The organism is Peribacillus sp. GL_122 (assembly GCF_057835005.1).
The window spans coordinates 1,920,790-1,935,159 of sequence record NZ_CM174415.1 but is presented as its reverse complement, the minus strand read 5'-3'; the positions used below and the strand labels follow the sequence as shown (position 1 = coordinate 1,935,159).

Below are 14,370 nucleotides of genomic sequence, written 5' to 3'. Positions count from 1 at the left end.
CCCCTTTAATAAGTTGGTTCATTTCTTACTTCACTTCAGTCAATTCTCTTAACTCTCTCCGCAAAATCTTCCCTGTTGAGTTCTTAGGCAGTTCTTTAAAAAATTCTACTCGCTTAGGAAGCTTGTACTTCACCAGCTTATCCTGACAGAATTGAATAATGTCATTCATGGTGACCTGCTCATCCTTAACTACGACAAAAGCTTTAACACTTTCTCCGTATTCCCCATCTGGAACTCCGATTACGGCCGCCTCTACCACAGCAGGATGTTGATATAGGACTTCCTCCACTTCACGAGGATATACATTGTAGCCTCCAACAATAATAATGTCCTTCTTGCGGTCAACAATGTAGATGTATCCTTCTTCATCCATTGTTGCGAGATCACCAGTGTAAAACCACCCGTCATTAAAAGCAGCTGAAGTAGCTTCCGGCATCCCCAAATATCCCTTCATTACATTCGGCCCTTGAACAACTAATTCTCCAACTTCTCCTCTCTGCAATTCCTTTCCGAACTCATCTACAACTTTGCTTTGGACAGCTGGAATATTCAAGCCGATAGAACCTGGCTTGCGAGTCCCATTTAAAGGATTAATAGCGACGAGAGGAGCAGTTTCCGAAAGCCCATATCCTTCCAAGACAGAAACATTAAACTTGTTTTCAAATTTATGCAGCAGCTCTGCCGGAATCGAAGCACCTCCTGAGATACACATGCGAATAGATTGGCAATCCTCCGCAATCGCTTCAGGCAATTGATAAATAAAACTGTACATCGTAGGTACTCCAGCAAACACGGTTGCCTTTTTTTCTCGAATGGTGCTGACCACGTCATGAGGGCTGAAATTAGGCTGGATTAGGATTGTTGCCCCACAAGCAATTGGCGCATTCAGACAAACTGTCATACAGAATACATGGAACATTGGCAGAACAGCTACGATACGATCTTTAACATCGAGTTCTAGTAATTTTGAAATGGAGTCCGCATTTGACACCAAGTTCCGATGCGTTAACATTGCACCCTTTGGTTTCCCGGTTGTTCCTGAGGTGTATAGAATGACTGCAAGGTCTTCCTCATCAATGTAAGGGCTTTCGTAAACATTAATGCTTGTGCTTGTTTCCATGAGATTCTCCCATGTCGATTCCTGGTCCTCGGCTTCGGTATAAACCACAAGCTTCAGATTTTCCAATTGCTTTTTTACTTCTGATAACTTCTGTTCTACAGATACATGAGTAATGACCGCTTTGGCTTGACTATTGTCTAATAAGTAGTTGATTTCCCCTTGGGTATACAAAGGATTGATTGGAACAACAAATGCACCAAGCCGTAAAATGCCGTGGAACGCAATGAGAAATTCAGGGCTATTTCCTAAAATAAGAGCCACTCCATCTCCCTTCCTGATTCCTTGTACATACAGACCAGCAGCCAATCGATCCACCTTCTGATTTAGTTCTTGATAAGTAACACTTTCATCTCTATAGATATAAGCGATACTTTCTGGGAATTTACTTGCGCTTCTTTTTAGATTTTCGTTTAAGTTATAGCTCATTAAATGAATTCCACCCCTTTTCTCACATAGGAGGCTTTGAACGCCTACTATTTTGAATATTTAAAATATTTACATTTTAAGTATACTCATTAATTGTAATTAAATAAAATTAAATATTTTAATTTGTATGTAAGTATTAATAATATTAAAAAGGAAATTCAGGATAACAGGAGGGCTACTTCGATGATCTCTACATCTACTTCTAAAAAAAGACAAAGCCCCAGTAAAGAGCTTTGTCTTTTTTTATATTTTTGATTAATTTATAAAATAGAGCTATTGCAATAATTGGTTCTTTAGATATTTTTCTATTAACTCAATAAATAAGTTCATAGATTTCGTATGCAATTCCACAGATTCTGTTATTACTGAAAAATTTCTTTTTATCGGTGTCCCTTTTACATTTAATACTTGAATGGTACCGAGCATTCTTTCTTTTTTAACAGTAAGTTCAGATAAGTAACTAATGCCGAGCCCGGCTTCAACTGCTTCTTTTATAAGTTGTGTGCTGCCGAACTCCATTAACTTGGAAGGACGTATTTGTAAAGATTGAAATAATGTTTCTGTTGCCTCTCTTGTACCAGAACCTTCTTCACGGACAATCCAATTCTCTTGTTCTACCTGTCTTCGTGTAACTTCCTTATTGAAATAAATTGGATATTTACCCCCTGCCACGATATACATTTGGTCGGTGGAAACGGGTTTTATATATATATTTCTAAGAGAAATTTCTCCCTCTACAATTCCTACATCGATCTCATGACTTGTGATTGCTTTGGCAATATCCCTTGTGTTGCCAATCTGTACCGAAGGGTAGATATTAGGAAATAGTTTTTTCATTCTTGCAAGTATATGTGGTAATACATACTCTCCAAAGGTATAGCTGGCACCAATTTTTAATGGTCCTGTTGGCTCGTTATTTAATTCATTCACTAACATTGACATTCGTTTATATAAACCTGTTATTTCTTTAGCATGTAAATAGACTATTTCACCTGCTTTAGTCAGCTGGACAGATTTGTTTGTTCGCAGAAGTAGTTTTGAACCTACATATTTTTCTAATTGTTGAATTTGCTGGCTGACTGCAGGCTGAGTCATATGAAGCTCTTCCGCTGCCCTTGAAAAGTTTCTTTTATCAGCTACAGATATAAATACAGATAATAGTTGATCCATATGCTCTCCTTCTGACTATCGCATTTACTTATTATAACTATAATAATCATTTATTTTCCTTATTGTAAATCATTAGTTACGATAAATTATAAATAATCCAAATAAGGGGTTGAAAAACATTGGAACAAAAAGCGTTAATAACTCCCAGTCCAAATAAGCAAAAAAAAGCGGCAAAAAAGCTAAATGTTTCTTTGATTTCTGGAATTGGTTTTACATTGATTATAGCCGTGTTAGGTTTTATTTTGGCAGCGTTGCCAGGTCTAAATCATATTGGACCTCTTGCGTGTGCCATTTTATTAGCTGTGGTTTATAGACAGGTTTTTGGATATCCAATAAAATTACGTACTGGTATTCAATTTTCATCAAAAAAACTATTGAGATTTGCCATCATACTTTATGGATTAAAGCTTAACATGATTGTGATATTTCATCAGGGTTTCCCTCTATTGCTAAGAGGGACAATGACGATCATTTTTTCAATTGTTGTTCTTATGATCATTGCAAAATGGCTGAAGGCAGATTTTAATCTTTCTTTATTATTAAGTGTCGGCACAGGCATTTGTGGTGCGGCTGCCATCGCGGCCGTATCGCCAATTATAAAAGCAAAAGATGAAGATACGGCTATGGGAGTAGGCATCATCGCATTAGTCGGCACAGTGTTTTCAATAATCTATACGTTAATATATCCTTTTTTATCTATTGGTCCTATGAATTACGGAAATTGGGTTGGAATCAGCCTACATGAGATAGGCCATGTTGCTTTAGCTGCTGCCCCGGCAGGCCAGGATGCTCTTGCTCACGCATTACTTGCCAAACTTACACGAGTATTCCTATTAATTCCGGTTTGCTTTATCCTCATGTTTTGGATGAAAAAGAAAGGAAAAATAGAAGGGGAGGCAAGATTCGAGTTTCCATGGTTTTTAATTGGCTTTATCGCTATGAGTTTTGTGGGAAGCTATATCATTGGTAATAAGGTATCGGTATCACAAAAAGTGATGACTGATATTGCAGGCTTCACATCATTTATCTTAACAATGTCAATGACCGGATTAGGATTAAATATTAGCTTGAAAGAACTACGTACCAAAGCAATACGTCCACTTATTGCCATTATTATTACATCAATTCTTTTATCCTCGCTAACGTATATTAGTTTTTAACAAAGAATAAAAAGGTGAATTTTTACCCACTGCAATACATATATGACGTCATGAATATGTTCAAACCGAATATTTTTTTATTTTTTTAACTCATTATAGATGCATGGATCATAGCAAAATCGTAATTTTCCTTATTGAAATTCTGAATAATATCTGTAGGGTTTTGCTCTACTAATTCAAATTCAAATGTTATTTCACTATTTTTTGAACCATGATTTCTTGAAGTATAAAAGAAAAAGTAAACGCAGTAATTAAATGAGTTTGATTGCTATTTTTATAATCATACATTTCATTGTTTTAGTTCTTTAATGGTGTTTAGTAATTTATTGCTTTCGAAATAACTATTTTACCTCGAAAGTGGGAGTAACTCCTTGTTTTGAACGGATTACCGCACGATTGCTTACAAGGTCTTAACAGGTCATTTCAACGCATTCCAGTCATCACTATATTTTTTAGCATAAAATTAAAATATTTAGGGAATTAATAAATACGTTAATCTGATAAAAAGGAGATGATTATGAGTATGAGTATGATTGATAACCCATTGAATAAAGAGAATTACGAAACCTCTGTAGAGTCAGTTGAAGGTGAAGCTGCTATCAACTCACCTAATGAACAATCCGACGCCCTTCCAATAACTCAGTCAAAAGATCCTGAATTCGATCTTTTCGGCACAGGATTAAATGAGTATCCGTTTTAATTTAAATTCCTTATCCCATGATACCTAATGAATATTGTTGATGATATTAGTGGATTAGATTTGATACCAAGGCATTTCATCGCTGCATTCGTTTTAAAGAACTCATCCGCTCATTGGGATGGTTTGTTTAGGAATAAGATTCACAGGCCTCACCCTAATAATATTAGAAACTGCCGGGTCAGGTTACAAAAATCGCGCACACAAAGTAAACCACAAAAAGGTACAGCGTATCATGAAAGAACTAGGGCTAAAATGTCTGTCCGTATGAAAAAATATCGCTTTTACAAAGGGACTGTGGGCAAGTAACCTTTAGTCTATCAGTCCGGTGCAATATCGTTACTATTTAGAAGGAAAGGTTCAAATGGAGAAAACCATACAATCGTCTTTCGAAAATTTACTATATCAAGATAAGGACTTACAGTACGAAGCCCACAATCATACCACCAATGAATAAAAAGGAGAATACATATCGGACGTTTATAATATGCATTCTCCTTTTACTGCTTGTAAGACAAAGCACCATTATGGGAATGCATTAGTCTTTAGGTTATTAATCCAAATGCATTTTTTAGAACTTTCGGTGCCTTTTTAATTCCTTCTGTTCCAATAAAACTGCTCGCACTCGCTATTAATACGCTTGAAGAAATGAATTTGACCACATAAAAAATTCCTGATCCAATAATTAGATCCAGGATTAAAAACCTTTTAATTGTTGAGCCTTTTATTATATAAATAACGATTTGGTCGTTTTTCTTCCTACTCAGCATTGTCACACCCTTATCTTTTTACTAAATGTTATGAAAAAGAGGGGTTGTCATATTCTTCTGCATCATGTCTTTCCTATTTAATAAAACTGGTTTTTTCTGCAATTTTGTGACGACTCCTAAAACAAACCAGTTCACAATATGACGGATATCAATCACAATTGTCAAAAGGTTATATCCGCCAATTTGGAAACCTTTAATTTCTCGTCTAAAAATGCATTACGAAATGAATGGGTTTTACAGATGTAACCTCTTCTTCTAAAACATATAAATTCACTTAATTTGTTCGGAATTATGCTTTAACTGAATACCTATGTGAAACTCTCCAACAAAAAACTCCAAAACTATTTAAAATGAATTTACCCCTTAATGATCGTTAGAATTGTTTCTTGTTTTTACTGTAATCACTACATCATTTTTTATCTTCTTTTTTCTTACTACTATTTTTCTCTTTACTCTTACAATATATTTCTCTAGCTGAAAAAGCACTCAGTAAATGAGTGCCTTTCGATGATTTATGAAAACGTTCAGAGGGTTCTTCTATGTATTATTTTCTTTATAGATTTTCTTGGAACTTCACTCCAATGAAGGAAAAAGTATTACTGCTATGAACATTTTGCTTATTCACTACTTTAAATAGATATAGTATTAAAACTCACCCTTTAGGTGCTTTTTAATTTTTTCACTTCCCCTTAACAGCGTCCATTCACACCCAATAGTATCACGATTAATTCCTATTAATTCTTTAACGAGAATTAGAAATGAAAAAATTTTGCCGTCTTATCACGTTCTTAGTACTAATCTCTTTTTCTCCTAATAAACTTAATAAACTAACTATTTAGGAGGGGTATAATGTTTAATCAAAAACTGGATAGTAATAGTCCACTTATTTTTAAAATTAATGACGTCACTTACCAAAAGTACAATCTATATAAGAAACCATACAATCGGGAAATATTCATCATAAAAGATTACGGTGAAGACCGCGGTATTACCGATAAAAGTATTGCGTTATTCGAAGCAGTTAAAGATCATTTTGACCGTTTTAAAATTGCAAAAATTGTTAAAGAAATTAATAAAGACAATCTTTTGCTCGATAGTGATCTCATACTTATAGACAAAAAAGGAAATGAGCTACACCTATCTGGTTGTAGTTGCGGGTATGCCGGCACTGGTGCGGATGGAACTGTTGAAATTTTGAACAAGGCTGGATTCGAGATAGATAGAAGGTTTGTTTTTTGTTCAAAAGGATTCACTCTTTTTCATCCGAATGAAGAAAAGGAACTATATGGCGAACGCTTATAACTTTCTACTTCTCCCCCGTTCTTTGATAGAACTCTCACAAATACAAAAATCAAACAAGAAACTCTATACAGAAAAGGATTATTATCTAATATAGATAATAATCCTTTTCTATTTTACAAAGAACTTAAAACTGCTTCCATCCAAATGCCAAAAAGGTCATCTAATGCATAGTTCTCCTATTTGTATACATTCCACTGCGAAATCCTCTTACTTACAAAACCTGTTATTCCTCAAGCATGCCCTTCACTCGCTTTACTTTGTCTTCCATCTTGCGGTCTTTATCACGACGGTCATCGATTCGGATATTCGTACAAACTCTAGCAAGACCTTTTTCAAAAGGTACTTCGTGCATCGCTTGAATCACTTCAAACAACTTAGGCAGGTCGCCTTCAATGATTGTATTCATGGGAGTCAGTTGAAAACGAATTTCTCCCTTTTCTTCATATTGCTTTAAAACTCTTTGAATATCTGCCACATAACTGCTGACACTTGGAGTTTGTGTACCGACAGGAATAACCGTTACATCAACTATTGCCATACTTATTCACCAATCCTTTTTATGTATTAATCAAGAAGCTTACTGACATCTATCCTATATAGACGGATGTTTTTACTATTATAACTTAAACTCCAAACTTTGCACCTACGAAAACAGATATAAGCTTTGGAGCTAGTTACCTCTTTTTAAACCAAAGTTTGAGATTCACAAATCAAAGCACTTCTGCAGGTAAGGAAATTACTGTAAAATCGGTGAAATAAAAAAGGAAGCACTGATTCTTGACGCTTGTCCTGCCGGCTAGGCCAACAGCTGCTTTTTAAGCATCCCCTGTATGCGCACGAGATGAACTAGATGTATTGCAGGTTTAGTGTATTGGTATTAAAGGTTTGTTTTCTTGAATAGCCTTCTTAAGTAAAAGCCATATTATAATCCACTTTTTTGCAAACAAATCCACCTCTATTATCATAGAGGTGGATAGTTTTCATCGATTTATATATTTTTATACCTTGACTTTTCAATTAAATAATCCTTATATACTAAAACTGCAACAACAATAAAACTTAGACTAACAAACCTGAAGATCATCTCTAAACTAATCCATTCAGCTAAAATACCTAATACAAATGAGCTAATTCCAACACCAACGTCAAAGCTGGAAAAAAAGGTTGCGTTGGCTGCGCCTCTTTTTTCTTCTCTTACATTTTGAACAGTCCACGTTTGTAAACATGGCATAACAGTTCCATAACCTGCCCCAAATAAAATCGCCGCAATGATAAGTTGAAGATCATTTGTTGCATAAGAAAGTATAAAAAGTGACAAAAATCCTAACACAGCTGACATAATGATAATAGACCAAGGTCCTTTTTTGTCATACCATTTTCCCGTAAACGGACGTAGTAATGTAGCGACAGTTGCATTGATAAGGAAGAATAGAAAAATATGATCCAATTCCTTTTGTTTTCCAAATAGAACGACAAATGTAATGATCGCTCCAAAACCAAGTGTTGTAATAACCGTCAGTAACGCTTGGAACCAAACATCTTTTTCAAAAATCATATCCAATAATCGAAATGGTTTCTTCTCACGCTTTTCAGTGGTAGGTGAATATACAAATTGAAGCGCAATTACTGCCAATAGGCTCAGTACTACTGATGACCAAATTAAAATATCGAAGGAAAAAGAGTCATAGATAAGGATACCTATACTTGGTGCAATGATAGCCCCTACCGTTGTGGATATAGAAAAATACCCTATTCCTTCTCCTAATCGTGTCTTAGGAATTAAATCAACTACTATTGTACTATTAGCTGTGGTCGATACTCCCCACGCTGCACCATGGAAAAGTCGTAACAATAGAAGAAGCCATATAATATTAAGAAATGGATACAGCATTGTTATAATCATTAAAGCTGCACTTGCACAAATGGCTAGACTTTTCCGCTGGTTATCAATTAAATAGTAACCTACAAAAGGTCTGATTAGAACAGCACCTATCGTAAATAATGTTGTTACTAGACCAACATGAATGGAAGATGCATTCATGCTTAACATATAGGCTGGCAAAATAGGAAGCAACATTTCAAACCCTATAAAAACTAATAAGTTGCTTGTAAATAAAAAAAGAAATGATTTATTAAAGATTCTTTGATTTTTCATATAACTATTCCTCGCTTCTAAATTATTTTTCTAAGTTAGAAGCGTTTGGAACACTGAAACGTTTTTCAATTGTCTAAGTTTTTTAGTCAATTGACTCACCCTCTCTAAACCCCTTAAAAATTTTCAAATAATTATATCAGAATCTCGACTTATAAACAAGCTAATTTTTAAACAGCTTTATTAAAAATTAAATGACTTTATTGTCATTCTACATGAATTAACATCACTGTTTTTGTTATTGTGTATTTATTCCAAAAAAAAACATCCTCGACAGGATGCTTTAAAATTACTAAAACCCATTAAAAGCAAAAATAACAACCTGATAATCCTTCACAAGCACCCTCGTAACGAATGATTTTTTCTTTCTCCCCAAGTGATTTTTAGCGAATTCTATTTTTCTTGATTTTCTTTATGATACTCTAATAATCTATTCAACATTTTTCCTTATTATCATAAGTCTCTTCAATTTACAGTTCACTTTCCTTTTTGCCCCTCTTTCCATGTTACCCATCAATTTTTGCGTAGCTTACAAGAAGGAATTCCTAGTATAAAACAAGTTAAACGAAGTGTATCAGACCATAAATTTCTCCTTAGTTATGTGAGATAGCCTGGGGACTTCCAATCTTTCGGCTTTATGTTCTTATTCATCCATTTTTTTTGTGGCGCGTGATATGGAGTGGAAGAAATTAAATGATCATTGTGCCAGCTTGCTGCTCCAGAACGAATCATTTCATCAAGCAGGACTCGAATAAATTCCTCTGGATTTAGCTGGAAAGAGTAGCGTGCAAAATCATGGAACCAACCACACTGTAATAGGTACTCATCAACTTCTTCTTTTGCCAATCCATTTTTAATGATTAATGTGAATGAAAAAATCCTCTTACAAGCATGCCATGAAACTTTTTCTGGTGCCTTTAGCCACTTTTCAAACCGTTTCCTTGCTGCATCAATGGAAACCATAGGATTTTCTATTTGAGGTCCATGTCCCGAATATGCCTTTCGAATTGTGAGCATGGACAATAGATCCAAACTTTCTATAGATCGTTGGATAGATGTTACACCCTCTCGGAAGATATTTAACCATCCGATATCATTTTTGTGGAAAAGATCCCCGCAAATTAGTATTTCTTCTTCCGGTTCATATAAAGAAATATGCCCTAAAGTATGTCCCGGAGTGTACAAGACTTTCAAATTTCTACTTCCTGTGTTAATCTCATCGTTATCTGAGAGCTTTATATCCACTCGATAAGGTTCTACAGGCTGATCTAACCATTCTGCACTACAGGATTCAAGGTCACAAGAATTAATTAAATCTGCTTCCCATTTATGAGCAGCAATCTTAACACCGAAATTTTTTTGAAAATGAAAATTCCCCCCTACATGATCGCTATGATAGTGTGTATTCACTATAAGGTGTAATTCTTCAGGTGAAACGCCTACTTCTTTAATTAATTGCTCTGTACCTTTCGCATCACTTCCAAAACCAGTATCAATAAGGACCGGGAGCTGATCCTTAATAAGTAACATGTTTGCACTAGGAAATTTTCTTTCAAAAAAAATAATACTTGAGTTGTTCATAAGCTATTCCTCCTTAAATAATCAAATAATCTGAATAATCAAAATATAATAACTATATCATCATTTGGATTTACACTTATGATCACTGTTATATCTATCGAATTTGCACACCGACAATGACAGTCGCCCCCAATTTGTCCCCTGTGTGGTTTTGCGTCTCAGTCACCCATGCTGCTACCTGCGGGGTAGGCGCTATAGAATCAGTTCAAAAACAATAAACAGAATAAAATTAAGCAGCTAGGTATATACGTTTATAATATGACTCCCGCAAAGCTTCCTCTTAATACTTGTTCCTCATTCTGGTTTGCGCATAGGAAAGTTGCCAAAATAGATATTCTACCATTATCTTTCTTTTCAAACTTTTCGATCGTTACTTCACATATTATTGTATCTCCTGTATAAACTGGTTTAATAAACTCAAAATTCATAGTACGAGCCAGTACATTGTTTTCTCCACCAACTTTTGTTGGTAAACAAGCAGTCAACAACCCTTGAATAACAAGTCTCCCCTGTTCATCGGGAGTAATATGGTGATTCCCCTCATCCCAGGATACTTTTGTGAACATTTCAACATCCTCTTTGGTGAAAGTCCGTTCAAATTTAATAATATCCCCTACGTTTAAAGACAACTTTATTCCCCCTTTTATTTTTATCCTAATTTAATCGTGTAGACTTATACGATTGCCGCCATTATATTTCTTGAAGATTTTCAGGATAGATGGCCGTGGTAACGTCTAATGTGCACAAATTCTACCCATTAAAAATGCTGTAATATTTAGTTTTACCTTGTTAAAAGAATCAGTCTTAATTTATCCCTTCTCATTTTAAATGTGACATATATTCAAATGCCGTTATTCCATATACGCTTTTAAAATGTTTATTTAAATGGGTTAAATCAACAAAACCACAATCAGCAACAGCTGAATAAATATCTCCGTTTTTTTCTATTAGCTGCTTTGCACGTTCTATCTTGCAGTTAAGAAAGTATTGATATGGTGAAATTCCAGTATGGGCCTTGAATAATCTGATAAACTGGAATTTAGATAAATTAAGCTCTTTACATATCTCGTCAAGTTTAAGTACATTGTCTAAATTGGTATGAAACATTTCCTTTGCTTTTCTAATTGGAGCGTTATCTTTCTTACAGTCTGTAGAAAGATTAGTTTGAATAAGGCTATCTGCGAGGGATAAGAGTAATTCACTGCACAAAGCCTCATCTTTTTCACTTAAAATAGCATTAGAAAGATTTAATATTCTTTGTTCAATTCTATAATCATACACAATGGGAGTTGAAAATCGTACTAAATCCTTTTTCTCAATAACCTCTAAAAGCAATTGTGGCTCAATATATAGCATAACATAATCAAGACCTGCCTCATCATGTGCCATTCCGTCATGTGCCTGTTCTGGATTAAAAAGCATAACACCATTTTGATATGATAATTGTAAACTTCCATCCAAGTTATAATGCTGAATACCACGCAATGTTACACCTATCGCATATTCCTTGTGAGAGTGCTTTTTATACGTAAAATCAGTAATACTGGCTGACAACGCCGTAATACCTGCAGATTTTTTATAGATAAATTTGTCCATTTAATTCACCCCTTATCTACATCCAAATCATTATAGCAGAATAAGCTAAAGATATTGCCATCACGGCATTAACAAACTTTTCATGCTTCTGTAAAAACTCCTTGAAGAGCGTACCGAAAAGAACCCATGTAATAAAAGCTAAAAATCCTACCATAGTTATAGAAACAACACTTATTGTCACTGCAGGCATTGCAGTATAGTGTGGCATAATAAAGCTGGGAATTACAGTCATTGTAAATAGAACCACCTTAGGATTTAAAAACTGCATAAGGAAGCCTGACATAAAAGTGGCAGTTTGGTTTACAGTTGGTTTTGATGTATCCATTTTGTAAATTTGATAAGCGAGATAGAACATATAAAAGCTTCCGATTATCTGCATAACGATCAAAATTTTTGGGATTATCGTTACTAGCATAGTATTCAACATAGCAGAAATAACAAGTAATAAACCAAAAGCAATAGTTGCTCCATACGTATATTCCATCGCCTTCTTTGTCCCCATATTATGCACTGTGGATAATATCACGATATTAGTAGGTCCTGGTGTAAAAGTTACAATAAAACAGTAAATTAAAAAAGATGTAATATTCATGAGGAAAACTCCTTTCAAGTAACCCATATATTACATCTTAAAATCAATTGGTATATAGTATATTATTGCAGGTTTATTAGGGTATCTCAAAGACTCCACAGAAAACATACTGAATATTTCAATCTTTCTTCAAGCTTTAACCCTTTATCTTGCCTTTTATGAAATGGGAGCACATAAAGGTTTATTATCATTATGACTCAAAAAGAACATTGCTAAATTTCTAAGTTACATAATCAACCGTTTTGATAAATGCTTGGAAATCCGTATAATCCTCTGAATCTGCATCTATAAAAACTTACCCATACTATATGAGTAAAAAGTTATTTGGAGTAATATGTTTTTTTCTACTGTCAATTAAAGCAATACAGTGAGCCAATCGCTCTACCCCCAGTTTAATTTGACTCTCGTTCACTTGTGAGATGCATAATCGAACGAGATTTTCCTTTTTATATTCTGCTAAAAACATTCTAGAGGCATCATCAACATATATATGCTGCTCATTTAACATATGAACCACCTGTTTTGCTTTCACATTTTCGGGCAAACTGATGGAAAGATAGAATCCGGAAGTCGGTTTTGAAAAAGAAGTATTGGCCGGCAGCAATAATTGACATGCTTCTTGAAGGATCTGCATTTTAGTCCTATATACCTCTTTGACTTTTTTGAGATGGCTATTAAACATACCGCTTTTTAAATAGATTTCTAGCGCACCTTGAGAAAGTGCTGAACTATTAAAATCCGAACTAAATTTATATCGTATGAAATTGTTAATCATTAATGCAGGAAGAACGACAGTACCAATCCTTAACCCAGGGAGAAAAATTTTCGAAAGGCTTTTAATATAGATCACTCTCCCAGAAGGATCAAAAGAAAATAAAGGATCTGATTTTGGATTTGGATCAAGGTCTCCTAATATATCATCCTCCACTATATATACATCGTATTTTTCAGCTAACTCAACGATTTTTTTCTTTTCGCTATTCGTATAACAATGTCCAAGTGGATTGTGAAATCTCGGGATAATATAGAAAAATTTTATATCATTATTTCGAAAAATGTATTCCAGACGATCAAGATCAATCCCTTCCATTGATAATTCAATTCCAAAAGTAGTAGTTTGATGCAGATTGATCGACTCAATGAATCCGAAATAAGTAGGCTGTTCAATTAGAATATTGTTTTTTCCATTTGGAAATGGCATAGACACTAATAAATTAAGGGCTTGCTGCGAGCCAGATACAACGACTAATCTTTCTGGTTGGGTGAAAACCTGTAAATTTTGCAGATATTTCACCAACTGTACTCGTAGTGAGTAAAGCCCTTGTTGATCAGAGTATGTAAAAAGCTCTTCTTTATAATGATCAATTGCTTGATTCATACAATGTTGAAATTCAACATAAGGCATAACATTTTTATCTGGACCGGCAGACAAAAAATCAATCACCTCATTTTCTTCCGTCGCTTTTTGGTATTCATTCACAACATAGTAGCCGCTCTTAGGAACAGAATAAATTAAATGCTCTTTTTCAAGTTCTACGTATGCTTTAATGACCGTATTTTTGCTACATGAAAAATACTCAGATAACTGACGAACAGAAGGCAGTTTACTGCCTGCAATTAGCGAACCATCTTCTAGTCGAAGCTTAATATCTTCCATTATCTTAATATATTTTGAATTCATTTAATGATCCCCCTCCAACTGTACCAGGACAGATAGGTAAAAAAATGGTGTATTTTTATTGAATGTACTCATAGTATGTTAATTATATCAAAACTGTTATAAAGATACGAAAAAAAACGGTAC

General features: G+C 34.5%; 12 protein-coding genes and 1 pseudogene. 4 read left to right on the top strand and 9 right to left on the bottom strand.

The window, feature by feature from the left end; genetic code table 11:
- Positions 1-25: 25 nt before the first annotated feature.
- Both AC3ISB_RS09425 and AC3ISB_RS09420 read right to left on the bottom strand, forming a co-directional pair.
- The gene (locus AC3ISB_RS09425) at positions 26-1,546 is read right to left on the bottom strand and encodes a long-chain-fatty-acid--CoA ligase (protein WP_489276166.1); all 1,521 of its coding nucleotides are present in this window, start codon (positions 1,544-1,546) and stop codon (positions 26-28) included.
- A 273-nt stretch (positions 1,547-1,819) separates the two neighbouring features.
- The gene (locus AC3ISB_RS09420; protein ID WP_098372737.1) at positions 1,820-2,716 is read right to left on the bottom strand and encodes a LysR family transcriptional regulator; all 897 of its coding nucleotides are present in this window, start codon (positions 2,714-2,716) and stop codon (positions 1,820-1,822) included.
- A 119-nt stretch (positions 2,717-2,835) separates the two neighbouring features.
- Here AC3ISB_RS09420 and AC3ISB_RS09415 point away from each other — a divergent pair, with 119 nt between their 5' ends.
- From AC3ISB_RS09415 to AC3ISB_RS09400, 4 genes and pseudogenes are all read left to right on the top strand, one after another.
- Complete coding sequence (locus AC3ISB_RS09415; protein ID WP_480340416.1) at positions 2,836-3,876, top strand: YeiH family protein; 1,041 nt, start codon at positions 2,836-2,838, stop codon at positions 3,874-3,876.
- A 517-nt stretch (positions 3,877-4,393) separates the two neighbouring features.
- On the top strand, positions 4,394-4,576 hold the full coding sequence (locus tag AC3ISB_RS09410; RefSeq protein WP_141995159.1) for a hypothetical protein: 183 nt from the start codon (positions 4,394-4,396) through the stop codon (positions 4,574-4,576).
- A 190-nt stretch (positions 4,577-4,766) separates the two neighbouring features.
- Positions 4,767-4,879, top strand: a pseudogene (locus tag AC3ISB_RS09405) (IS3 family transposase); the annotation flags it as partial.
- Positions 4,880-6,192: 1,313 nt separating this feature from the next.
- On the top strand, positions 6,193-6,645 hold the full coding sequence (locus tag AC3ISB_RS09400) for a hypothetical protein (protein ID WP_489276164.1): 453 nt from the start codon (positions 6,193-6,195) through the stop codon (positions 6,643-6,645).
- 223 nt (positions 6,646-6,868) lie between these two features.
- On the opposite strand, the gene AC3ISB_RS09395 is transcribed toward AC3ISB_RS09400, so the two are convergent.
- From AC3ISB_RS09395 to AC3ISB_RS09365, 7 genes are all read right to left on the bottom strand, one after another.
- Positions 6,869-7,183, bottom strand: coding sequence for an MTH1187 family thiamine-binding protein (locus AC3ISB_RS09395; protein WP_098372734.1), 315 nt, complete (start codon positions 7,181-7,183; stop codon positions 6,869-6,871).
- A 450-nt stretch (positions 7,184-7,633) separates the two neighbouring features.
- A complete protein-coding gene (locus AC3ISB_RS09390; protein ID WP_141995155.1) occupies positions 7,634-8,800 on the bottom strand; it encodes an MFS transporter in 1,167 nt (388 codons plus the stop codon).
- Positions 8,801-9,394: 594 nt separating this feature from the next.
- Positions 9,395-10,378 carry an MBL fold metallo-hydrolase gene (locus AC3ISB_RS09385; protein WP_141995154.1) on the bottom strand — a complete coding sequence of 328 codons (984 nt, stop codon included), beginning with the start codon at positions 10,376-10,378 and terminating at the stop codon, positions 9,395-9,397.
- A gap of 251 nt (positions 10,379-10,629) precedes the next feature.
- Positions 10,630-11,007, bottom strand: coding sequence for an FAS1-like dehydratase domain-containing protein (locus tag AC3ISB_RS09380; protein WP_489276161.1), 378 nt, complete (start codon positions 11,005-11,007; stop codon positions 10,630-10,632).
- Between the two features lie 190 nt (positions 11,008-11,197).
- Complete coding sequence (locus AC3ISB_RS09375) at positions 11,198-11,974, bottom strand: AraC family transcriptional regulator (protein ID WP_144528696.1); 777 nt, start codon at positions 11,972-11,974, stop codon at positions 11,198-11,200.
- Between the two features lie 16 nt (positions 11,975-11,990).
- Positions 11,991-12,566, bottom strand: a complete 576-nt coding sequence (locus AC3ISB_RS09370) for a LysE family translocator (RefSeq protein WP_144553480.1) — start codon at positions 12,564-12,566, stop codon at positions 11,991-11,993.
- 304 nt (positions 12,567-12,870) lie between these two features.
- Positions 12,871-14,247, bottom strand: a complete 1,377-nt coding sequence (locus AC3ISB_RS09365) for an aminotransferase-like domain-containing protein (protein WP_141995152.1) — start codon at positions 14,245-14,247, stop codon at positions 12,871-12,873.
- Positions 14,248-14,370 lie beyond the last annotated feature (123 nt).

What these genes read in the sequence shown, in the direction of transcription:
- AC3ISB_RS09390 (WP_141995155.1), bottom strand. Translation starts at nt 8,800, where the DNA reads ATGAAAAATCAAAGAATCTTTAATAAATCATTTCTTTTTTTATTTACA.
- AC3ISB_RS09395 (WP_098372734.1), bottom strand. Translation starts at nt 7,183, where the DNA reads ATGGCAATAGTTGATGTAACGGTTATTCCTGTCGGTACACAAACTCCA.
- AC3ISB_RS09385 (WP_141995154.1), bottom strand. Translation starts at nt 10,378, where the DNA reads ATGAACAACTCAAGTATTATTTTTTTTGAAAGAAAATTTCCTAGTGCA.
- AC3ISB_RS09420 (WP_098372737.1), bottom strand. Translation starts at nt 2,716, where the DNA reads ATGGATCAACTATTATCTGTATTTATATCTGTAGCTGATAAAAGAAAC.
- AC3ISB_RS09425 (WP_489276166.1), bottom strand. Translation starts at nt 1,546, where the DNA reads ATGAGCTATAACTTAAACGAAAATCTAAAAAGAAGCGCAAGTAAATTC.
- AC3ISB_RS09410 (WP_141995159.1), top strand. Translation starts at nt 4,394, where the DNA reads ATGAGTATGAGTATGATTGATAACCCATTGAATAAAGAGAATTACGAA.
- AC3ISB_RS09370 (WP_144553480.1), bottom strand. Translation starts at nt 12,566, where the DNA reads ATGAATATTACATCTTTTTTAATTTACTGTTTTATTGTAACTTTTACA.
- AC3ISB_RS09400 (WP_489276164.1), top strand. Translation starts at nt 6,193, where the DNA reads ATGTTTAATCAAAAACTGGATAGTAATAGTCCACTTATTTTTAAAATT.
- AC3ISB_RS09365 (WP_141995152.1), bottom strand. Translation starts at nt 14,247, where the DNA reads ATGAATTCAAAATATATTAAGATAATGGAAGATATTAAGCTTCGACTA.
- AC3ISB_RS09375 (WP_144528696.1), bottom strand. Translation starts at nt 11,974, where the DNA reads ATGGACAAATTTATCTATAAAAAATCTGCAGGTATTACGGCGTTGTCA.